At 69.0% G+C, this 21,491-nt stretch carries 21 protein-coding genes; 10 read left to right on the forward strand and 11 right to left on the reverse strand.

The window, feature by feature from the left end; all coding sequences use genetic code 11:
* Positions 1–61 precede the first annotated feature (61 nt).
* Entirely contained in the window at positions 62–907 is an 846-nt protein-coding gene (locus tag GWK25_RS18680) for a phytanoyl-CoA dioxygenase family protein (protein ID WP_215451710.1), read from the forward strand.
* 330 nt (positions 908–1,237) lie between these two features.
* On the opposite strand, the gene GWK25_RS44300 is transcribed toward GWK25_RS18680, so the two are convergent.
* On the reverse strand, positions 1,238–1,366 hold the full coding sequence (locus GWK25_RS44300; RefSeq protein ID WP_286014536.1) for a hypothetical protein: 129 nt from the start codon (positions 1,364–1,366) through the stop codon (positions 1,238–1,240).
* Positions 1,367–2,296: 930 nt separating this feature from the next.
* On the opposite strand from GWK25_RS44300, the gene GWK25_RS18685 reads away from it, so the two are divergent.
* Genes GWK25_RS18685 through GWK25_RS18695 form a run of 3 tightly spaced genes read left to right on the forward strand, consistent with a single transcriptional unit; the run spans position 2,297 to position 4,595 of the window.
* On the forward strand, positions 2,297–3,229 hold the full coding sequence (locus tag GWK25_RS18685; RefSeq protein ID WP_308404260.1) for a TIGR03619 family F420-dependent LLM class oxidoreductase: 933 nt from the start codon (positions 2,297–2,299) through the stop codon (positions 3,227–3,229).
* Positions 3,229–3,924, forward strand: a complete 696-nt coding sequence (locus tag GWK25_RS18690; protein ID WP_215451711.1) for a type 1 glutamine amidotransferase — start codon at positions 3,229–3,231, stop codon at positions 3,922–3,924. Before GWK25_RS18685 ends, GWK25_RS18690 begins: the two co-directional genes overlap by 1 nt.
* Complete coding sequence (locus GWK25_RS18695) at positions 3,924–4,595, forward strand: SDR family NAD(P)-dependent oxidoreductase (RefSeq protein ID WP_215451712.1); 672 nt, start codon at positions 3,924–3,926, stop codon at positions 4,593–4,595. The genes GWK25_RS18690 and GWK25_RS18695 overlap by 1 nt, the downstream gene beginning before the upstream one ends.
* Here GWK25_RS18695 and GWK25_RS18700 read toward each other — a convergent pair.
* Positions 4,546–5,820, reverse strand: a complete 1,275-nt coding sequence (locus GWK25_RS18700) for an ArgE/DapE family deacylase (RefSeq protein WP_251828913.1) — start codon at positions 5,818–5,820, stop codon at positions 4,546–4,548. The two genes, GWK25_RS18695 and GWK25_RS18700, sit on opposite strands and share 50 nt — an antisense overlap.
* A gap of 169 nt (positions 5,821–5,989) precedes the next feature.
* Between GWK25_RS18700 and GWK25_RS18705 the strand changes: the two genes are divergently transcribed.
* Positions 5,990–6,427 (forward strand): Lrp/AsnC family transcriptional regulator, encoded by a 438-nt coding sequence (locus GWK25_RS18705; protein WP_215451713.1) that lies wholly within the window; start codon positions 5,990–5,992, stop codon positions 6,425–6,427.
* A gap of 155 nt (positions 6,428–6,582) precedes the next feature.
* Here GWK25_RS18705 and GWK25_RS18710 read toward each other — a convergent pair whose 3' ends face one another.
* Together GWK25_RS18710 and GWK25_RS18715 are read right to left on the reverse strand one after the other, a co-directional pair.
* Positions 6,583–6,822, reverse strand: a complete 240-nt coding sequence (locus GWK25_RS18710) for a DUF5959 family protein (protein ID WP_215451714.1) — start codon at positions 6,820–6,822, stop codon at positions 6,583–6,585.
* Positions 6,823–7,294: 472 nt separating this feature from the next.
* The gene (locus GWK25_RS18715; protein ID WP_215451715.1) at positions 7,295–8,074 is read right to left on the reverse strand and encodes an NAD(P)H-dependent oxidoreductase; all 780 of its coding nucleotides are present in this window, start codon (positions 8,072–8,074) and stop codon (positions 7,295–7,297) included.
* A 145-nt stretch (positions 8,075–8,219) separates the two neighbouring features.
* Here GWK25_RS18715 and GWK25_RS18720 point away from each other — a divergent pair, with 145 nt between their 5' ends.
* Positions 8,220–9,068, forward strand: coding sequence for a helix-turn-helix transcriptional regulator (locus tag GWK25_RS18720; RefSeq protein ID WP_215451716.1), 849 nt, complete (start codon positions 8,220–8,222; stop codon positions 9,066–9,068).
* A gap of 128 nt (positions 9,069–9,196) precedes the next feature.
* Here GWK25_RS18720 and aztD read toward each other — a convergent pair whose 3' ends face one another.
* The 4 genes from aztD to aztB form a co-directional block, all read right to left on the reverse strand.
* Positions 9,197–10,396, reverse strand: coding sequence for a zinc metallochaperone AztD (gene aztD, locus GWK25_RS18725; RefSeq protein WP_215451717.1), 1,200 nt, complete (start codon positions 10,394–10,396; stop codon positions 9,197–9,199).
* A 99-nt stretch (positions 10,397–10,495) separates the two neighbouring features.
* Positions 10,496–11,455, reverse strand: a complete 960-nt coding sequence (gene aztC, locus GWK25_RS18730; protein ID WP_215451718.1) for a zinc ABC transporter substrate-binding protein AztC — start codon at positions 11,453–11,455, stop codon at positions 10,496–10,498.
* The gene (locus tag GWK25_RS18735) at positions 11,452–12,684 is read right to left on the reverse strand and encodes a PQQ-binding-like beta-propeller repeat protein (RefSeq protein WP_215451719.1); all 1,233 of its coding nucleotides are present in this window, start codon (positions 12,682–12,684) and stop codon (positions 11,452–11,454) included. The genes aztC and GWK25_RS18735 overlap by 4 nt, the downstream gene beginning before the upstream one ends.
* Before the next feature lie 20 nt (positions 12,685–12,704).
* Positions 12,705–13,562, reverse strand: coding sequence for a zinc ABC transporter permease AztB (aztB, locus tag GWK25_RS18740; protein WP_215451720.1), 858 nt, complete (start codon positions 13,560–13,562; stop codon positions 12,705–12,707).
* Between the two features lie 14 nt (positions 13,563–13,576).
* Between aztB and aztA the strand changes: the two genes are divergently transcribed.
* Positions 13,577–14,320: a zinc ABC transporter ATP-binding protein AztA gene (gene aztA, locus GWK25_RS18745; RefSeq protein WP_215451721.1), complete on the forward strand. Its 744-nt coding sequence runs from the start codon at positions 13,577–13,579 to the stop codon at positions 14,318–14,320.
* Positions 14,321–14,686: 366 nt separating this feature from the next.
* Here aztA and GWK25_RS18750 read toward each other — a convergent pair whose 3' ends face one another.
* Together GWK25_RS18750 and GWK25_RS18755 are read right to left on the reverse strand one after the other, a co-directional pair.
* Entirely contained in the window at positions 14,687–14,896 is a 210-nt protein-coding gene (locus GWK25_RS18750; protein ID WP_215451722.1) for a DUF2180 family protein, read from the reverse strand.
* 511 nt (positions 14,897–15,407) lie between these two features.
* A complete protein-coding gene (locus GWK25_RS18755; protein WP_251828915.1) occupies positions 15,408–16,061 on the reverse strand; it encodes a GntR family transcriptional regulator in 654 nt (217 codons plus the stop codon).
* 347 nt (positions 16,062–16,408) lie between these two features.
* Here GWK25_RS18755 and GWK25_RS18760 point away from each other — a divergent pair, with 347 nt between their 5' ends.
* The 3 genes from GWK25_RS18760 to solA all read left to right on the forward strand — a co-directional run bounded on the left by GWK25_RS18760 (position 16,409) and on the right by solA (position 19,876).
* The gene (locus GWK25_RS18760; protein ID WP_215451724.1) at positions 16,409–17,089 is read left to right on the forward strand and encodes a haloacid dehalogenase type II; all 681 of its coding nucleotides are present in this window, start codon (positions 16,409–16,411) and stop codon (positions 17,087–17,089) included.
* 216 nt (positions 17,090–17,305) lie between these two features.
* A complete protein-coding gene (locus GWK25_RS18765; protein WP_251828916.1) occupies positions 17,306–18,709 on the forward strand; it encodes an FAD-binding oxidoreductase in 1,404 nt (467 codons plus the stop codon).
* Positions 18,710–18,730: 21 nt separating this feature from the next.
* On the forward strand, positions 18,731–19,876 hold the full coding sequence (gene solA / locus GWK25_RS18770; RefSeq protein ID WP_215451725.1) for an N-methyl-L-tryptophan oxidase: 1,146 nt from the start codon (positions 18,731–18,733) through the stop codon (positions 19,874–19,876).
* Positions 19,877–20,317: 441 nt separating this feature from the next.
* On the opposite strand, the gene GWK25_RS18775 is transcribed toward solA, so the two are convergent.
* Positions 20,318–21,433, reverse strand: coding sequence for a class I SAM-dependent methyltransferase (locus tag GWK25_RS18775; RefSeq protein ID WP_215451726.1), 1,116 nt, complete (start codon positions 21,431–21,433; stop codon positions 20,318–20,320).
* Between the last annotated feature and the right edge of the window lie 58 nt (positions 21,434–21,491).

Consider the following 21,491-nt stretch of genomic DNA (forward strand, 5'->3'; position numbering starts at 1 on the left):
ATGCAAACCGGCTCAAGGGCATCGCGGCCCCGCACCCCACGCCTTCATGGAGGGGAAACACATGAGCGACACGAACCTCGTCCCGGTCCGCTCGGACGCCGATCTGGACCGGGTCTGCCACCTCCTCGATCAGCATGGCGCAGTCGTCGTGGAGGAGTTCCTGGACGCCGACACCCGACAGGCGCTCTGGGCCGACCTGGGGCCCGCGTTGGAGAAGTTCGGCTACGGCGACAACGAGTTCTCCGGCCACAAGACCAAACGGATGTCCTCGCTGTTCGCCCGTAGCCGGCACATGGCCGCCGTCGCGCTGCACCCGTTGTTCCTCGGGGCTGCCCGCCGGCTCATTCAGCAGCCCGTTCCGGTGTGGTTCAGCGGTCAGCAGGTGAACCTCTCACCCAACATCCAGGTCAGCGCGACCCAGGTGATCGAGATCTGGCCCGACGAGGGCGCCCAGGTGCTGCACCGCGACGACACCTCCCACCTGCGGCCCTACCCCGCGCCCGTCAGCCGGGTCCAGGTCATGGTCGCGATGACTGATTTCACCGCGGAGAACGGCGCGACCATGACGATCCCGGGGAGCCACCACTGGGACGACGAGCGGGCACCGCGGCACGAAGAGGCGGTGCCGGCCGAGATGCAGGCAGGATCCGCGCTGATCTGGCTCGGCGGTCTCTATCACGGCGGCGGACGCAACGCGTCCACCGAGCCGCGCACCGGGCTGACCCTGTCCTATATCGCCGGCAACATGCGACAGGAGGAGAACCAGTATCTCGCGGTGCCGATGGAGGTGGTCCGCGAGTACCCGGAAGAATTGCAGCGCCTCCTCGGCTACGACGTCTGCCCTCCCTTCCTCGGCTGGTACGAATCCCGCAACCCGCACACCCTGCTCACCGAGCACACCGATTGAAGCTGCGCCGAACCGCCCGGATGCTCGGCCTCGACCACGCCCTGGCCGTCAGGGCCGACCGCTAGAAGTCGGCCTGTACGGCGTGCCGGGCCTCCTACCGTTTGTCGCTTCCCGCCGCCCGTGGGTCCGGCTCGTGTTCGCGGATCGCTGCGGCACGCTGGATGTGTGCCGCCGTCAGTGCGCCCGCCTTCTCCGTGTCACCCTGGAGAACGGTCTGGAGGATGAGGTCGTGGTCGTTCCGGAGGGCGGCGGAGTGCTCGGCGGTCCAGATCGTGGCCGCCGGGTGAAACGTACCCAGAGGGTCTACGACCCGTCGACGTACCTGCCCGCCTACGAGCTTGCGGGGCTCTGGGCTTGCTCGGGCAGCAGGTCACGGAGATGGCCGAAGCCCCAGGTGTCGACGGCGTCGGGGTAGCCGTTGATCCAGTCCGTGGGCGGCGGGTCGTGTGGTACAGCCAAGCCGTGGCACCACTGCGAGACGATGCGGCCGCGGTCCGCTGACCAAGTGACGCCGATCGAGGCTCCTTCGTGGGCGATGCAGTTTCGTGGGCGATGCAGTCGGTCAGGCGGAGCCGGACCAGCCGGCGTGCGCCAAGCTGCCGGTGCGGCCCACGTGGTCCTTCATGGCGCGCTCGGTCTCTCCGAGCGTGTGGCGGTCCGGCACGCGGTCAGGGTAGCCATGTGCCGCCGACAGAGATGGTCGTTCGGGCGCAAACATTTTCTGGAAAACTTCCCGCAGGGATGGTGTTCCCGGGCAAACCGCCGCTATCGTACGGGCCCGAACGACCTGGTGGCAGGGTGCCGGTGACCGGCAGCTCCGGCCGCGCGACAGCAAAGGGGTCCCGATGTCGGACACCGTCAACACCACACTCCGCAGGAATGCGCTCGGCGTCGGGGCCATCGTCTTCCTGGTCCTCGCGGCGGTGGCGCCACTGACCGGCCTGGTCGTGGTCGCCTCGTTGGCGATGCTCTTCGCCATCGGCTACGGCAAGATGTCGAGCGAACTCGTCAACGCCGGCGGCTTCTACGCCTTCGTGGTCACGGGGCTGGGGCGGCCCGCCGGCCTCGCCGCCGGCTTCATCGCCATGCTGGGCTACAACTTCTTCGTCGTCGGCACGATCGGCACCAGCGGGTCATCCCGGCGACCGCCTGATGTCCGGGGCGCCTGCCATCTCGCTCACCGTCCACCCGGGGACCTCGTCGAGGTCGAGGGCCTCGGCACGCAGCGCAACCACATGGCCGAGGGCCCCACGCCGACCCGCGGTGACGCCGGCGCGCAGCCGACCGAGAGCGAGAAGGTGCTCTCGACCGCCGAGCCGGCGACCGGGAGTTCCGCGGCATCCGCGAGCCCGACTTTTCCCACACCCACTGAGCCCGGAGGACACCCCCGTGCCCGCTCCTCACATGTTGATGATCCTCAGCGAGAACTGGACGATCACCGACGGCCGCAACCTGAACGACCTGGTCACCTGGGCCCGGATCGCCGAGGACACCGGCTTCGACTCGGTGATGATCTCCGAGCACGTTGTCCTCGGGCCGGACGCCAGCGACAAGGGCGTGATGGGCAACCCCCGCGACTACGCGATGCCCGGCAACCAGGACCCACTGATGCCCTGGCCGAACTCCCTGATGCTGTTCTCGGCGATCGCCGCCGTCACCTCACGGATCCGGCTCGTCGGTGCCTCAGTGCTCGCGCCGCTGCGACACCCGCTGCTGCTCGCGCGGGAGCTGGGCACGCTCGACCTGATCTCGGAGGGCCGGCTCGTCGTCCAGCCCAACGTGAGCTGGAGCAAGGACGAGTACGCCGCCCTGGGCGTGCCGTTCCGCGAGCGCGGCAGGATCCTTGACGAGCAGCTCGAGGTCATGAAGCTCGTCTTCGAGCAGTCGCCCGCGACGCACCACGGGCACTACTTCGACTTCGAGGACATCTACCTCGAGCCCAAGGCATTCCGGCCGGAGGGACCGCGGATGTGGTTCGGCGGGCAGAAGGCCCACGGCGCCGTTGTCGAGCGGCTCGTGAAGTACGGGCACGGCTTCCACCCGCTCGGCCGTCCGACGGACGAGGACCTGGAGATCATCCGGGGGGCCATGGCCGAGGCCGGACGCGACATGGCCGAGCTCGAGATGGTGGGCGGCGTCCGCTACCGCTTCCCCGACGACCACTCGCCGGCCGACCTCGCGGAGTCGATGGACTCGATCCCGGAGCAGCTCGAGCGGGGCTTCACCACGATGTGCATCAAGCCGTCGATGTACATCGACGACAAGTCGAAGATGGAGGCGTTCTGCAAGGACGTCATGAAGCGCGCAGAGGCGATGGCCTGATGCCGCGGCTGCTGATGGTCGCCCACGATCACCTCTCCCCGGGTGGCGCGGTCTCGGCGCGCTTCGAGGAGCGGGGCTACGAGATCACCGAGCTGCTCGTCGTACCGGAGGACAGGTTCGACGACCCCGCGGTCGAGGTGACCTTCCCCGACCCGCGCGAGTACGACGCCCTGCTGGTCCTCGGCGCCAAGTGGTCGGTGTACGGCGACGAGGTGGCCGGCTGGGTCAAGCCCGAGCTTGAGATGATCCGCACCGCCGACGACGCCGGCGTCCCGGTCTTCGGTATCTGTTTCGGCGGCCAGCTGCTCGCGCAGGCTCACGGCGGCTCCGTGGAGCCCAGTCGGGCGCCCGAGATCGGGCTGCACGCCGTCCAGGGGGAACCGGCCGTCGACGGGCTCTGGTTCGAGTGGCACTTCGACGGCTTCACGCCGCCGCCGGACGCGACCGTCATCGGCCGCAACGCGGCCGCGCCGCAGGCGTTCGTGCTGCGCCGCAACCTCGGCCTGCAGTTCCACCCCGAGGTCGACGCGGACGGCCTGAAGGGCTGGCTCGGTGCCGGTGGCCGCGAGGGTGCGCAGGCACTCGGGCTCGACTCGGACGTCCTGGTCGAGCACGTCCGGGCAACCGACCCGGCGACCCGCGCACGCGCCGCCGCCTTGGTCGACCACTTCCTCGACGTCATCGCGGTCCGCTGATGACCGCGGACCAAGGACACGTCGTCCTCGTCACCGGTGGCGGCACCGGCATCGGCGCCGCAATCACTCGTGCTCTGGCGGACAGCGGCGACCGGGTCGTGATCTGCGGGCGACGCGAGGCACCGCTGCGCGCTGTCTCCGAAGAGACCGGTGCCCACGTCGTGGTCGCCGATGTCAGCGAACCGGCCGGTCTCACGAAGGTCGTCGACGACACGGTCGCGATGTTCGGCCGGCTTGACGGCCTCGTCGTCAACCACGGCATCATCCACGTCGGGCGGGTCGACGAGGTCACCCCCGAGCAGTGGGACGACACGATCCGGATCAATCTCACCTCGCCCTTCCTCCTCGTGCGGGCCGCGCTCCCTCCCCTGCTGGCCGCTCGTGGCGCAGTGGTGGCCGTGTCCTCCGTCGCCGCGCTGCGGGCGAGCGAGGGAATGGCCGCCTATTCCGTCAGCAAGGCCGGCCTCCTCCTGCTCACCCACTCATTGGCGGTCGACCACGGACGGGACGGGCTGCGCGCCAACGCCGTGTGCCCGGGCTGGACCGCGACCGAGATGGGCGACATGGAGATGGCCGAGCTTGCGGGTCACAAGCGGCCGGTAGGGGGTGAGGCCGGGGCTACTACTTGGTGCCGACCGTGCGCAGTGTGGCGAGCACCAGTGCCCGGGTGACGGTGACGATGTCGCTCACGCGGACCTGTTCCTGCGGACCGTGGGCGAAGCGTACGTCGCCGGGGCCGTACTGCAGCGTGGGGATGCCCGCCCCGGAGTACAGTCGCAGGTCGCTCCCGTAGGGGGCGCCTCGCTCGGAAGGCCGCGGGCCGCCGGTGACGTCGGCGTGCGCGTCGGCGACCTGGGCCGCGAGCGGATGCCCGGTCGGCAGCCGTCCGCTGGCGAACTGTCCGCCGGGCCACGTCACCGTGGCGGGGTGGGAGCGCAGCCAGGGGTCGGCCGCGCAGGCTTCGGCCACGCACGTCTCCAGTTCGGTGCGTGCCTGGGCCGGATCCTCGCCCAGCCGGACGCCCAGTCTTCCCTCGGCCACCAGGAGGTCGGGCACGCTGCTGGCCCAGTCGCCGGCATGGACGGTACCGACGGACAGCGGGTAGGGGATGGGGTATTCGGACATGAGCGGGTCGGCGCCGACGTTGCGGCGGGCTTCCAGATGGGCGAGCGCGCGGTGGATGGGCAGGTAGGCGTCGATGGCGCTCACTCCCACGTATCTGGTGCTGCCGTGGGTGGCCCGGCCGGGTACTTGGATGCGAAAGGTCAGGGCGCCGGCGTTCGCGGTCATGACCGCGCCGCTGGTCGGTTCGGCGATGATGCAGGCGTCGCCGGTGTGCCCGCGTTGGAGGGTGCCGAACGCCCCGAGCCCCCCGTCCTCTTCACTGACTACGAAATGCGCGGACACCTGGCCGCGCAGCCTTGCGCCCGCCTCCCGTATCGCGGCCAGGGCGGCGAGTATCGCCACCACCCCCGCCTTCATGTCGCACGCTCCTCGTGCGTGCACCACGTCCCCGGTGACCCGAGGACGGAAAGGGTCGCCCGACCAACGCGCCAGGTCTCCGGAAGGGACGACGTCGACGTGCCCCTGGAGGATCAGGGTCGGCCCGTCGCCCCGGGGCGCCGTGCCGCCCACCAGGCCCCACGCCTCGGTGCGCGGGGCTTCGCTGCCGGGGAAACGAGGATGGTCGCGTAGCTCGGGCAGGTTCATGGACCACAGGTCGACATCGAGGTCCATCCGCTTCAGATGCCGGGCAAGGACGTGCTGAACCTCGGACTCCGCGGCGCTCCCCGTCACGCTCGGAACGGCGAGAAGTTCCAGCAGCAGCCGGGCGATGGCTGCCTCGTCCACCGCGGCCAGGGCCGAGGCCTCCACATTGCTCAGGCTTGCTGTCATCTCACCACTGCTCCCAGCACGTGACATCAGGACAAGCCGGAGACTATGTTCGACGGACAACGCAAGCAATCGCCATTTAATGCTGTCTACTGTTGCTTTCTTGCAATATCGGCGAGTCCATGGTTATTTCTTGCGCCGGGCCGCAGGTTCTGACGTCTGGAGTGAGGTCATGGACGCCATCGATCAAGCGATCATCCGATACGTGCTGCACGACGCGCGGGCCACATACGCCCAGATCGGCCAGGCGTCCGGACTGTCCGCGCCTGCCGCCAAGCGGCGTCTCGACCGCCTCGTGGCCACCGGAGCGATCCGCGGTTTCACCGCTCTCGTCGATCCTCAGGCGTTGGCCTGGCACACCGAGGCTTTCGTCGAGGTCTACTGCACCGGCAATCCCACCCCCACCGAACTGCGCCAAGCCCTGGAGGCCATCCCCGAGGTCGTCGAAGCCTGCACCGTCTCGGGGGCCGCCGACGCAGTCGTCCACATGCTCGCCAGAGACATCCCCCACCTGGAACAGGCCATCCAACGCGTGCGCGCCACCGCTCCCGTGGAACGGACCGAGAGCGCCATCGTGCTCTCCCGGCTGTTGAACCGGCCTCGCGTGTGATCGACGCCGTGGGATTACCGCGAGTGCCGAGGCCGGCTCTACGGCGTCGCGCGATCGGGGTCCACTTCGGTCACTCTCGTGTGTGACTGCCTGGCGCACCGGTTCGGGAACGCCAGCGATCACGGGGTTCGCTCAGAACTCCTGACGGCGGCTGCTCAGCTCGCCGACAGCATCGGAACCCAGTGCGCCATCACCTGGTGCAAACGCCGCTGGTGATCTGCAATCCAGTCGTCCGGCGGGACGAGCGGCACTCGCACCGTGACCATGGACCCCGACTCGTCCTCCACCACCACCTCCGGACAGTCACGCTCGCCACTGAGCTGGATCCAGATGGAAGGCCCCCTGTCCCACTCCATCCAGGCGGAGATGAGCTCCCTCGGAATGATGTCGCCCATAGTTGCCCCTTCACCGGCGAGTACCGAGAGATCGTCGCCCTGTCACGAGTGCGTCCGCCACTCCATTTCGTGAGGAGTCATGGAGGGCATCTGATCGGCGTTCATGTCGATTCGAACGGCGCCGAGCCCCAACCGCTCTGATACGAGGGCAGCGGCCATGCCAGGCCCGGCTGCTGTGAAGAGCCGTTCCCCCGGGTCTCGTCCGGCGACGCGCATGCGATCCGCTGATGCCGGCTGACGCCAGGAGCAGGTGGCCCCGCTCGTGAGAGGTGGTGGCCACCAGCTCGGCCATGGCGCGATAAGACGTGGCATCGATTCGTCCTGCCGTCTGCTGTGTGCGGCCACGGAGGTCGTCGACGACGACCTCGCCGCGGGGGAGCCGGCCGCGTCGGCCGCCACCGCCGCCACGGTCCTCGGGCTGCTCCTAGGGTTCGCGCCCCAGCTCGTCCTGTTCATCGCCGGTGGCCGGTGGTCAGCCGCGCACGTGCAGCCCAAAACCGGTGCGGCCGGCCGGCTCCAGTCCCTTCTTCAGGTGGAGGGAGGGGATCTCGTAGTCGCCGAAGTTCTGGGGCCGGAACGCGATCGGCTCGGTCGACTCCAGGGTGAGCAGGCGTTGCTTCCAGGCCTTGGCGACGTCCTCATAGTCCTCGGCGGTCATCCGGTCGGTGCCGTAGAGCACGAACGGGGGCAGCACCTCGATGCCCGGGTAGTAGAGGATGCCGTGGTGGATCGGGAACAGCAGATCGTCGATGGGGCCGTTGATCCCGCGAGGGGCGTAGTGCGACTCCGGGCCGCCGACGGTCACCGACAGCAGGGCCTTCCTGCCCGCGAGGGTGCCCTCGCCGAACCGCTCGCCGTACTGGGTGTCGCTGTGCTCACCGACGCCGTACGCGAAGTGGTAGGTGAACACGCGGTCCACCCAGCCCTTGAGGATCGCGGGCATGGTGTACCACCACATCGGGAACTGGAAGATGATCCTGTCGGCCCACAGCAGCTTCTCCTGCTCGGCGCGCACGTCGGGGGTGAGCGTCCCGGCGTCGAAGGCCCGGCCCGAGTCCGCCGCGACCTTCAGGGGGCTTGAGGCGTCGGGGCCGTAGTCCGCGGCGTCCACGACCGCCTTCCAGTTCATCGCGTACAGATCGCTCACCCGCACCTCGTGCCCGGTGGCCTCCAGGGTGGACACCGCGAGGTCCTTCAGCGAGCTGTTGAGCGACTTCGGCTCCGGGTGCGCGTAGACGATCAGCGTCTTCATGGGAACTCCTGCTCCTTCGGATCGGATGCCTTCGATCCTGGGCGCCGCGGCGCCCGGCGTTCAGGTGCTCCTCTTCCGTCGGACGGGACTTCCTGGTACCGGCAGGGCCACCCTCAGGGGCGCCGGCGCGGCCATACTTCGGTGCATGGACGACCTCGCCAGCTTCCTGCGGACCCGGCGTTCCCGGGTCGACCCGGCCGCCGTCGGCATTCCTACCGACAGCCGCCGCCGGGTCGAAGGGCTGCGCCGCGAAGAGGTCGCGCACCTGTCCGGAGTCAGCGTCGACTACTACGTACGTCTGGAGCAGGGCCGCGCGACCCAGCCGTCCGAGCAGGTCCTCGACGCGCTCGCCCGAGTCCTCGGCCTCGACGAGACCGAACGCGAGCACCTCGACCGGCTCGCCCGGCAGCGTCGCCGCCGCGCGAAGGCGCCGGTCGGGCGGGTCCGGCCGGAGCTGGTGCGCGTCCTCGACCTGGTCGCCGACGCACCCGCGCTGATCATGAGCCACCGCCTGGACGCGCTCGCCGGGAACCGCCTCGCCGTGCTCCTGTTCGGCCGGCCGATGCCGGGCCTGAACATTGCCCGGCACATCTTCCTCGAGGAGGCCGAACACGGCCTCTACGCGGACTGGGAGGCATGCACCCTCGACGTGGTCGGGCACCTGCGCCTGGCTGCAGGAAAATACCCCGAGGACCCCCAACTGGCTCTTCTCATCGGCGAGTTGTCGCTGGGCAGCGAGCGCTTTCGCCGCCTCTGGGCCCGTGCGGACGTACGCGCCCGCACACACGGACGCAAGGCGTACCGGCACCCGCTGGTCGGACTGCTGGAACTGCACCAGGAGAACTTCGCACTACCGGACGAATCAAGCACGGAGCTGCTCGTATTCTCCGCGGCCCCCGGTACTCCCGCCGAGGACGGTCTGCGCCTGCTCGCGGGCCTGGGCACGGACAGCGGTGACACGCATCCCACTGCGGACGCTCAGATCCGCGAGTGACCCGACAACTCCGACCCACCGCCGGGAACGCCTCAACGCCTCGGGGCTGACGGCTTTCCGCAGGGAAGGTGTCGGCCACTGTCGTGCCGGCTGGATGTGTGGGGGACGGCCTCGCCGAGGCCGGAGGATCAGTGGCCCGCGACGACGCCGGAGAGTTCGTTGGTGCTCTTCGGCAGGGTCACAGAGGTGATCTTCTTGCCCGATTCGATGTCGACGGCGTGCAGTTGGCGCTTGCCCGGCTCGGAGACGTACGCGGTGTCGTCGCGGACGAAGAGGGTGGGCCGGGGCTGCTGCCAGTCCAGTGGCTCCTGCCACTCGCCGACGACGGGGATCTTCTTGTCCACCTTGCCCGTCTCCGGGTCGATGACGTGGAGGGCACCGTCGGTGCCGAGGACGAGAGCCTCGCCGTCGGGTCCGCGGCCGAGTGAGCGGAAGGAGTAGCTGGCGCCCAGATCGACCAGGCGCAGTTTCGCGGTCTCGGTGTCGATGAGGGAGATGCGGGTCGGCCGCTCCAGTTCGGCCTCCGGGTCGGTCTTGTAGTCGCCCAGGAGGACGGGCGAGGTGTCGCTGCCGCGCTGGTTGCCGATGCGGGCGTACTCGTCGGGGGCGTCGACCTTGGTGAACTCGCCGTCCTTGTAGATCAGGATGCCGTCCTCGCAGCCGATGCCGACGGCCTCGCCCTTGGCGGCGGCCTCGCCGTGGACGCCGGGGCAGTTCTCGCTGCGCTTGATCTCCTTGTTGTTCTTGTCCAGGACGAGGGCGCCGGTGCGCTTCTCCTCGGTGCCGAGGGTGGTGAGCAGTTCGCCGTTGGCCAGTTCGATGGCGACGCCGTGGTGCGGTTCGGCGGAGGTGTAGCTGCGGCCTTCCGGCTTCTTGCCGTCCTTGAGGTCGGCGGGGTCGAAGACGTTGACCTCGCCGGTGCCGTCGGTGAACAGCACCGTCTTGCCGGCGTGCAGGACGACGTGGCCGGGCTTGGCACCCTTGTACTCGATCCCGGGGAAGGTCTGCTCGGCGACGTTCAGGACGCGGAAGCCGGCGTCGGTGGAGACGACGACATGGGAGTCGTCGCCGGCGGGGTTGAGACGGTTGAAGCCCGGCAGCTCGATCGTGTCGGCCAGCTTCAGGGTCTCGCCGTCCAGGACGTACAGTCCGCCGTCGAACGTGGCGACCACAGGGTCCTTGACTGCAACGGCCTTCTTGTTCGACGCCGCCTTGGCCTTCGCGTCGGAGGAGGGGGCGTCCGCTCCTCCGCATGCGGCCAGGACCGCGGAAGCCGCCAGGGCGAGGGCCGTGCCCGTGAGAGCTCGGTTGCGTATCGGCGTGTTCACCGGTGTGTTCCTTTCAGTGCCGCGCGAGCACGGCGGGAGGTGGGGTGGGGGAGTGCGTGAGGGCCGTGGCCGGCCGGTGCCCAGGTCAGGGGCGCGGGTTCAGGCGCCGGTCAGGCCGTCGGTCATGGCGGCGGTGTTGGCGCGCATCATCTGCAGATAGGTGCCGGCGCCCTTGCCCTTCTCCGTCAGGGACTCGGAGTAGAGCTCGACGACGCGCACCTGGCCGTCCAGTTCGGTGCGCAGGACCTCGGCCAGCCGCGTGGGCTGGGAGGAGTCCGCGAACACGGTCTGCACGCCTGCTTTCCGCATCGCCTCGGTGAGCGAGCGCAGGTCGGAGGAGCTGGGAGAGGCCAGCGTCGTGCCGCTCGGGATCACCGCGCCGATCACCCGGAAACCGAAGCGTTCGGCGAGGTATCCGAAGACGTGGTGGTTGGTCACCAACGCGCGCCGCTTCTCGGGTATGCGGTCGAAGGATTTCTCCATCGAGGTGGTCAGGTCGGCGAGTTGTGCGTCGTAGCGGTCGGCGTTGGCGTGGATCGTCTTTTCGTCGACGCCGTCCACGTGCTCGGAGACCTGGTCGGCGATCAGGCCGGCGGCCTTGCGGACGCGGTCGGGGTCGGTCCAGAAGTGCGGGTCGGGCTGCCCGGCCTCGTCCTCGGGGCCGCCGTCGTCCTGCGCCTGGAAGGTCAGGGGGTCGACCGCCTTGCCGGCCTCGAAGGTGGGCACCCCTGCCTCACGGGCGGCGTCCACGTGCCGCAGCACGTTCTCCTCCAGACCCAGCCCGTTGAAGACGACCAGGTCCGCGCGCTCCAACTCGCCGGCCTGCACGGCCGACAGGCCGAAGGAGTGCGGGTCGGCGTTCGGCTTCATGAGCACGGTGACGTCGGCCTCGTCGCCGACGATCTCCTGCGTGATGTCACCCAGGATGTTGGTCGTCACGACCACCCGGGGCCGGTCGTCGCTGCTCGTACATCCGGTGCCCGCGCCGGCAAGGGCGAGGGCCAGCAGGACCAGCGGTAGGGTGCGCGGTCGCCGCGACCCTCGCGTCCGTGTGGTCATCGTCCCGTCTCCACCATCAGGGCCGGCTCGACGTCCAGGGCGAAGGTGCGCGCGATGCGCAGGTTGTCGTTGTAGTCGATCTCGTACACGCGTGTGCCTTTGGGGTCGTTGAGGTAGGCGCGGCTGCGGTCCACTTCGATGACCGGTCCCGCATCGCTGCCTTCGCGGCCGGCGTCGGGGACGCCTGTCAGAAGCCGCTTCGTTCTGGAGACCTTCTTGCCGGTGGCGATGTCGTAGCCGTGGAGTGCTCCGTCGGTCTCCAGGACGATCAGGACGGAGCCCTCACCGGCGGTGTTGGCGCAGACGACGGACCCGGTCTTCACCCGTGTCCACGTGCGCTCGCCGACGTTCAGGACCCACGCGGCCCGCTTCCCGGACGGTGCCGTGAGCGTGTCGCTGCCGGGCCGGTGCCGGAAGGCCGTGGCCCGTTCCGCTTCGGCCACGTCGCTGCCGTAGGGGATCTTCTCGGCGGTGAAAGTGCCGTCGTCCTCACGGACGAGCAGGGCGCCGTCGGCACAGCCGAGGACGACGCCGCGCCGGGTGACGGCGTCACCCCGGGGGTTCTCGCACTCCTCGTCCGGCGACTCGGCCCGCCGGCCTTCGCGGTCGTACACTGCGACCTTCCCGTCGTCCGTGACGCCGAGCAGGTGCTCCGCGTACGGCACGACGGCTCCCGCGTGCGTCCCGGGAAGTGTGCGGCCGGAGCCGACCTTGCCCTTCTCCAAGTCGGCCCGACGGTAGATCCTGGTCCGACCCTCCTCGTCGGTCACCACTGTGACAGCGGCATCGCTGCGGACGCGGCTGCCCGGCCCTCCGGGCAGCCGTCCCACGTCACGTATCGCCGCGCTGTAGTAGTGGACGTGGTCGCCGTGGTCCACCATCCAGGCGCCGCCGTCGAGGACACGCGTGCCGCCCGCGGTGTGGAAGTAGCCGAAGCGGCCGTCGGTGGTGAGCCCGGTGGTGCCCGTCGTCCGGGACACCTTGTGCGTCGTGCCGGTGATCAGATCGAGTACCCGGGTGTCGCCGGTGGCCGGGTCGTTGAGCAGCAGCCGTGACTGCTGCTCGGCCTTCTCCTGGGCCCCCTCGACGTAACCGTGCGGAGCCGAGGCCGACGCGGTGGTCTGCGGGGCGGACGCGGTGTCCTCGTGGCCCGCGCAACCCGTGGTGAGCAGGGAGATCACCACAAGCGCGGCGGGCGCCCAAGGTATGACGTTGCTTCGGACGAACAAAGGGATCGCCTCAGGTTCTTTCAGTCGGTCGCTGCGGCGTGAGCGCCGAGAAGGCGCGCACGGCTGCGGTGGACGAGGCCGGATGCCAGGTGGGAGAGGAAGAACAGGCTCACCGCGAGGGCAGAGATGGTCGCGCCGGCCGCGGTGCTCAGATGCCAGGACACCAACAGGCCACCGAAGACGGCGGTGATGCCGAGGAGCGCCGCGAGGGCCATGACGCCCCGCACACTGCGCGCCCAGGGCAGCGCTGCGGCCGGCGGGGCGATGAGCAGCCCCAGCACCAGCAACGTTCCCACGATGTGGAAGGAGGCGACGATGGCCAGCGCCAGCAAGCCGAGCAGCACGGCGTGGGCCAGACGGGGCCGCAGGCCGAGCGTTTGGGCCTTGCGGGAGTCGAAAGCCAGCGCGAGGAAGGCCCGATGGCCGAGGACCGACACGGCCAGAGACAGCAGTAGCGCCCCACCCAGCAGCAGCAGATCCTGCTCGCGGACGGCGAGGACGTCACCGAAGAGGAACCCGGTCAGGTCGACAGCGAAGGACTGCGACCGCGACACGATGATGACGCCGAGCGACAGCATTCCCACGAACAGCAGCCCGATACCGGTGTCCTGGGACAGCCGCGGGGTGCGGTGGAGAGCCGTGACGCCGGCTGTCATGACGGCCGCGCTCAGCAGCGCCCCCACCAGCAGGTTGCCGCCGAACAGCGCGGCGAGCGCGATTCCCGGCAGCAGCCCGTGCGACATGGCGTCACCGAGGAAGGCCATTCCCCTGAGCACCACCCAGGTGCCGGCCAGGGCGCAGATCGCCGCCACCAGCATCCCGCCCCACAGGGCACGCTGCACGAAGGTCACCTCGAAGGGACCCGTCAACCACTCCATGTAAACGGACTATAATGAAAACCATGTTCAAACAACAGGGGCACTCTCCCGCCGTCGCCGAGATCCGGACGCCACGGGTCCGCTTCACGGACCTCTCCGCCGGGTATCCCGGCCGCCCCGTTCTGCGTCAACTCGGCGCGGAGATACCGGCGTTGGCGGTCACCGCCCTCGTCGGCCCCAACGGAAGCGGGAAGTCCACCCTGCTCGGAGTCATGGCTGGAGTGATCCAACCCACATCAGGCCGGCTCCACCACAGCGGCGACCGGCCGCCGGCGTTCGTCCCGCAGCGCAGCTCCGTCCCTGACGCACTGCCGCTCACGGTCAGGCAGACGGTGGAGATGGGACGCTGGAGCGACCGCGGGCCGTGGCGCCGACTGACCCGGCAGGACCATGCCACCGTGGACCAGGCCATGGAAAGGCTCGGCATCACCGAGCTCGCCACCCGCCAACTCGGAGAACTCTCCGGCGGACAGCGGCAACGCGCCCTGATCGCCCAAGGGCTCGCCCAGGAGTCGGACTTGCTCCTCCTGGACGAACCGACCACGGGCCTGGACCCCGAAGCAAGGGCCCGGATCGCTGGGTTGCTGACGGAACTGGTCACCGACGGAGTCACCGTCGTGCAAGCCACACATGACCTGGAAGCCGCACGCTCGGCGGACGCCTGCCTGCTGCTCCGCGACGGTCAACTGGCTGGGAAGGGACACCCCGAGCACGTTCTCACCGCCGCAACGCTCGCCCGGATCTGGCAACCGGTGTAAGGCACCGGCCCACGCCCGGGTACTTCCTGGCCGCGGCCCACGCAGTGGCGGATACCCGGCGCGGGGAATCCGCGTCACAGCGTGCGGATCCGGCGCCGGCCGAATGGTGAATCACGCGCGGTTCGTCGCTACGGCCAACCCGCTCGAACACCGGCGACTGTTCGAACGCCGTGAGCGGGCTGCGCAATCAGTTCGAGGGTCGATGCGGTGGTTCAGGGCAGACGCGAACTGCCGTGAGACTCGTGAAGCCTTCTCAGGCAGCTGCCGTCAGGGAAAGGGGCGGTGTCCGGCAGGCCAGAACGCAGCTCGCACGGACAGTGCGCCTTCGGTGACCAGCGATACGGGTGCGACGAGCGCACCATGCGGTCAGTGGGCCGTCTCGGCCGCGTCGCACGTGTGGCATACCACCCTGCGTGCCGGGAAACGGCCCGACGCGGCGCCCATGCCGACCTGGCGGGCGACCTGCACCTGGCGTACGCGGGCGTGGTTCTCGCAGGTGGCCAGGCCGCAGCGCGAGCACACGCCGATGCCGGTGGTGTCGCTGCGGGCCTCCTGGAGGCAGTCGTAGCACCTCATGTCCAACTCCGATGTCAGCAGGGCCGGGTGTGGCGGCCAATCGGCATGGACAAAATCACCCAGGCCACGCGCACCTACTCAAGTGGCTTGAAAAGTAGGGCCCAGTTTAGACTTTGTCAAGAATGAGATTTCATCGGGCCTGCTCGTATGGTCAGCGCGCGATGCGGTCAAGAGGCTGACTTGATCTTCAGTTTCGCCCGGCAGGCCGAAGCCGGCGGCAGAAGGGGTGATGGCAGTGACTTGCCTGGATGATGCCAGGCGCGCCGAGTCGTATCGCGTCGCGTCCACCCCGCTGAACGAAGTGTTCCAGGGATGATCGAGCGCACCTGGAGCCGAGGCCGACTCCGCCGCATGAGAAGCCGCGCGTAGGGCAGAAGGCCGCCACGTCCTGCCCTCTCATGGAAGAACAGCCCGCCCGCGTAGTTGTAAACGCCCTTACCGATCTCACCGCGCCGGCGGCCTGAACGGTCCGCTACAGCGGGCTCGAACGCTGCACGCAGGCGGCATGGCCTCATGCGTGCCGGTGTGGGCGTTCCCCTGGATCTGCCGTCTGGGCCCCCAGCCCCATGGGGAAATGGGCAGCCAATTCCTGGCGAAACGCCTCCGTGTCGCCTTCCAGGGCGACCTTGGCCAACCTCTCGTGCTCGACGACCAGTTGCTGCGGGTTGTCGCTGTAGGTGCGGTGGTCGACGCTGAGGTGGAGGCGCAGCTTGGTCTCCCAGCCGTTCCAGAGACTCTGCAGGACGCCGTGCCCCGAGAGGTCGTAGAAGAGCCTGTGGAAGCGGAGGTGCGCGTCGATGCTGGCCGGAATGTCGTCCTCCTCCATTGCCCGACGGAGATCCTCGACGGTCTGCAGCAACTGCGGCCGCTCAGCTCCGCGCAGCGCCTCGGCCGAGAGCTCGGCGGCGTACGGCTCGACACGTAGCCTGATCGAGTCGATCTCGGCGACCTCGCGAGCGCTCACCTCCACGACGAACGCCCCGCGGTAGGGGATCTTGACGACCAGCCCTTCCTCCTCCAGCTTGGTCAGCGCCTCACGCAGCGGGGACCGGCTGATCCCCAGATCAGCGGCGATGTGCGCCTCGCGCAGCTGGCCACCAGGAGGCACGGCCCCATCGAGGATGGCGGCACGCAACGTGCGGTAGACGCCATCCGGCGTCGTCATCCGCTGCTCCTGCCATGCGAACTTGTGGTCCACCCGTCGCCCTCTCCTGCTCACGCCGCGCCGACCACCTGGTCGTTTGTCGACTATACCGCTGCTGATTTTTCTGCATCCACGCCTCAGGAGGTGTCATGTGGGCTCAGCCGACGCCGGACCGACGACACCGATGCTTGTGAATCTGCAGCGTTGCCTCACCCGTTCTGGAAGTGGACCAGTGCCGGGGGCTGCCTGAGGGCACTCCTTCGACGTGCTTGACAGGCGAGACTCATTTGGTCGACAATCGACTAACCGGATGGTCGATTGTCGACCAAAAGCATGGAACTGCTCCACTGACGCACTAGGGAGAAACAATGGGATTCGATGTGAAGCCCAAGTTCGTGACGTTCGACATGAACGGAACGTTGATCAAGTTCAGCATCAACGACACCATGCGTGAGGTGCTGGGCGACCGACTGCCGGCCGAGGTCGCCGACGAGTTCCTGCGGATCTGCAAGGCGTACCGGATCGACGAGTGCACGGGCGCGTACCAGCCGTTCCACCAGGTCGTCGCCCGTTCCATGGAGCGCGCCCTGCACAAGGTCGGTCTGGAGTACCGCGAGGACGAGGCGCGGGCGGTGTACGAGACCATCCCCACCTGGGGCCCGTACCCCGGTGTCACCGAGGCGCTGAACCGCCTGGCCGAGGAAGTCCCGCTGGTGATCATCACGAACAGCGACACCGCGCACGCAAAGCGCCTCTCGGAGAACCTGAAGGCCCCGTTCGAGGTCGTCATCAGCGCCGAGGAGATGGGCGTCTACAAGCCGCGACTCCGCGCCTTTGAGTACATGTTCGACAAGCTCGGCGTGACACCCGACGAGATCGTCCACGTCTCCGCGAGCCCCATGTACGACCATCGTCCCGCGGCGATCATGGGCATCGAGAACAAGGTGTACATGGACCGCGGCTGGGAGCACGACGAGCACTGGCTCGGCTACGAGCGGATCACCGACATCGCCGACCTCCCCGTCCTCTTCGGCCTGCCGCGCCCCTGACGCCGGAGGGCAGATCCTGCTCGCGGCGCGAGGGGCAGATCCCGCTCCGGCGCCTCGCCCTTCCCGAGGAGAGCGCCGACGCCGTCCTCTTCCTCCCGTCGCCGGAATCCTCGTACGTCACCGGGCAACCCCCTCTCGATCGGCGGCGGCTACGCGGTCTTCCAGCAGCGGCCCACGCGGTTCCCAGAGACAGAGACAGACAGTGAAGGACACGCCATGAACGCCCTCGCGGCACCACCCCGAAACGGAGAGCTCGGCTTCTGGGTGGCCCAACTGGCCGACACAAAGCCCTCGTTCCCCCGTTTCACCGGCCAGGACTCCGTCGACCTGGCCATCGTCGGCGGCGGCTACACCGGCCTGTGGGCGGCGTACTTCGCCAAGAAACTCGAACCGTCGCTCTCGGTCGCCGTCTTCGAGGCCGAACAGGTCGGCTACGGCGCATCGGGGCGCAACGGTGGCTGGCTCTCGGCCATGCCTGCGGGCAACCGTGCCGCCTTCGCGCGCGCCGGGGGCGGGCTGGAGGCGAGCCGGGCACTGCAGCAGGAATTCGTCGCCGGCGTCGACGCGGTCCTGGACATCCTCCAGGCCGAGGGCATCGACGCCGATCAGCACAAGGGCGGCGCACTCGTCGCCGCCCACACCCGGGCGGGGCTGGGCCGACTGGTGGCCAGGCGGGACGCAGACCTGAAGTACGGGCTGACCGCCGACGACGTCCGCCTGCTCGACCGGGACGAGTTCCAGTCCCAGGTCAACATCTCCACCGTCCACGGCGGGCTCTTCTACCAGCACTGCGCACGGATCCACCCCGCGAAGCTCGTCTACGGCCTCGCCGGCACCCTGACCTCCATGGGAGTGAGGATCTACGAGGGCAGCCGGGTGAACAGTGTCGAGGGCAGGACCCTCACCCTGGCCGACGGGCGTGTCACCGCGGCGAAGACGTTCATCTGCACCGAAGGGTATTCGGGACCGCTGCTGGGCCGCCGGACCCTGATCCCGGTCAACTCCTCGATGATCGTGACCAAGCCCCTGCCGGAGGAGGCGTGGCAGCAGATCGGCTGGGACGGTCCCCAGTGCCTCAACGACTCCGCGCACACCTTCATCTACGCCCAGCGGACGGCGGACGGCCGTATCGCCATGGGCGGGCGCGGTGTCCCCTACCGCTTCGGGTCCGGCACCGGGGGAGCCGGCGCGACCGCCCGGTCCACCATCGACCTGATCTCGCACAAGCTCAGCACCTTCTTCCCCGGCATCCCCTTCGAGGTGGATCACGCCTGGTCGGGAGTCCTGGGCGTCACACGGGACTGGAACGGCGGCGTCCTGTGGGACCCGGCATCGGGGATCGGATCGTCCTCCGGCTACGCGGGACACGGCGTCACGGCAGCCTATGTCGGCGGCAGGACCCTCGCGGAGCTCGCCTTCGAGAGGGAGACCGAGCGGACCACTCTCCCCTGGGTCGGCCACCGGGCACGCAAGTGGGAACCGGAACCCCTTCGCTGGCTGGGTGTGCACGCCATGTACCGGCTCTTCGGCCTCGCCGACCGGTGGGAAGAACGCAAAGGCTCCAGCACGACCTCACTCCTGGCCCGATGCGGCAGCCGCCTCGCCGGACTGCACGAGTAAACGAAAAAGGAAACGGCATCCATGGACGCACAACTCGCCGTCATCGGCCTGGGCAGCATCGGAAGCATGGCCCTGTGGCAGGCCTCCCGGCTGACCGACTCGGTGTTCGGTTTCGAGGCCGCCACCCCCGCCCACGGCCGCAGCGCCGTGGGCGGGGACACCCGCCTGTTCCGCATGATCTACCTCGGCAGGCCCGAGTACTACCCCATCATCGAACGCTCCCGCGGCCTGTGGGCCGAACTCGAAGCCGAAACCGGGCAGGACATCCTCACCACCACCGGAGGCCTGTCCATCGGGACCGCGAACAGCAACTTCATCAACAGCCTCCTCGAGACCACCCGCAGCAACGGCGCCGAGCACAGCGTCCTCAGCCGGGAGGAGATGGCGGAACGCTACCCCCAGCACAACCTCCGCCCCGACGACTGCGCCGTCTACGACCCCCGCGCCGGCGTTCTGCGCACCGACCGCGCCGTCAGCGCCGCCGTCACGGCAGCCCAGGCGAACGGCGCCACCGTCCTGCAGAACACCCCCGTGGACAGCATCACCGAGACCGACCACGGCATCGTCCTCACCTCGGGCGACAGAACCTGGACGTTCGAGAAGGTCATCGTCGCCTCCGGCGGCTGGTCCCGCAGACTCATGCCCGACCACCTCAAGGCCGCCACCGAAACCCACCGGATCGTCCTGACCTGGTTCATCGCCCGGAACGGCACCCAGTTCTCACCGGAGAACTTCCCCGTCTTCAGCCGGTGGTACGAGGACCGCTCCCTGTACGGCGCACCCGCCGTCGACGGCGTGACGGTCAAGGCATCGATCGACGGACCACTGGCCGGACGCGCACGGACAACCCCCGACCCGGACGCCGTCCCCAGGGAACTCACCCGGGCAGAAACCGAGAAGGTCACCGAAACCGTCACCGAATTCTTCCCCGGCCTGATCCCCACCATCGCGCGCGCCGACGCCTTCCCCGACCTCTTCACCCAGGACAGGCACCCCCTCCTCGGCCGACTGGATCAGAACAGCAGCATCTACTGCGCCACCGGATTCTCCGGAAAGGGCTTCAAAATGGCCACCGGCTACGGCCACATCGCCGCACACGAGGCACTCGGCAAACAGACCATCGACGGCCTGGACTTCGTGCGGCCGGACCGGTTCAGAACCAGGTAACCGCCCACTCCCGCCGCCACAGCGCAGTGGCCGCGGTGTCGGAACGACGCGCACGCCCGCACTCACACCACCCAGGAACCGACGGACACCACCATGCCCGATCTCATCTCCCGCACACTGACCCCCGAACTCTGCGTGGGCTGAGGTGCTTCTGCCGCCGTGCACCGACGGGGAGTCTGCGTGGACGGGGACCTGATGCGACAGGCATCGCGGGGCTGCTCCGGCGATGCCCGTCGCGCAGTTGGACAAGGTGCCCCGGCAGGACCCGTCTGTGCAGCCCGTGCCGATCAATATCGCAGCGGACCCGTATCGGGTTCGAATACGACGTTCAGCATCTGCTGTCGGGTGTCCCTGGGGTCGAGGTAGCGGACTTCCGTAGGAAGGTTCCACCTTCCACATGGCGTCTTTCATCTTCTGCAGTCCCAGCTCGTGCTGGGCTGATCACTCCTCGCGGCGGGCGATCACCCGGAAGGCGTTGGAGAAGCGGCTGCGGCGGACCAGCGGGGCGAGGAGCCGGTCCAGGGCGTACATCGGGAAGCAGAACGGTATGCCCGCCCAGAAGACCGTCTTGGTGACCGCGGCGCCGAGACGGCCCGGAGGCTCGGGCAGCCAGGGCTCGTCGCGGAACGGCAGCAGACGCAGCACGTACAGCCCCACGAGCGCGGTGAAGTCCACGGGGATATGGGACTCCTCGCGGTCCGTCGCCACCACCGTGAAGCCCAGCTCGGTGAGGGCCCGGCGCAGGTTCCCCATGGTCACGAAGTGCTGGTGCTGAGGCTGGAACCACGGCAGCCAGTACCGGCCGAAGAGGCGGCCGAAGGGCGACTCCGGGTTGGGTACCTCGATGATCAGGTGGCCGCCGGGGCGGAGCACGGTGTGCACCGCGGCCAGTTGGGCCTGCGGGTCCGTGGTGTGCTCCAGGCAGTGGAACATGCTCACCGCGTCGTACTGGCCGGCGAGTTCGTCCGCGAGGTCGGGCAGAAAGCCCTGGAAGGCCCGCTCGATGCGCCCCGACTGCTGCGCCCCGAGCACATGGGCGCCGATGTCGAGTCCGTCGAAGGCGGTGCCGGGCAGTGCTTCCTTGGCCGCCAGGCAGAAGTCACCGCCCGCCGTGCCGACGTCCAGCCAGCGCTTCGGCCGGGCGTGCCGCCGCATGGCCACGGCCCGCTCGTGGTTGCGTTTCCTCGCGGCGTCGCTGTCCAGGGCGCCGCCGATCTTCTCGGCGTACAGGCCGTCGTAGAAGTCCCGGTAGTAGAAGTCCAGCCCGGCCGGGCTGAGCTGCGGGTTCTGGAAGGTGTGTCCGCAGTCGCGGCACTGGTCCAGGGTGAAGATGCCGGGCTTTCGCTGCAGGTGGTCCTTGGTGCGCAGGCGGCGACGCAGCTGCTGCGCGCCGCACCAGGGGCAGTCGGTGCGGCGCGGCTCGAAGAACCGGGCGATGCCGTCGGCCAGCTCTGCCTGGTACGCGGGGCGCAGGCGGGCGACGCGTTCGGCGTCGGAAGCAGGGGGCGGTGGGGCGGGTATGTCGGGGGTGTCAGCGGGCTGGTTCGTGGTGGCCATGTCCGTGGTCTCCTCTCGTTCCACTCTTCGGCACGGCGGTCGCCCTGCCGGTCGGTCG

The organism is Streptomyces sp. ATCC 21386, from assembly GCF_018728545.1.
Classification (GTDB): domain Bacteria; phylum Actinomycetota; class Actinomycetes; order Streptomycetales; family Streptomycetaceae; genus Streptomyces.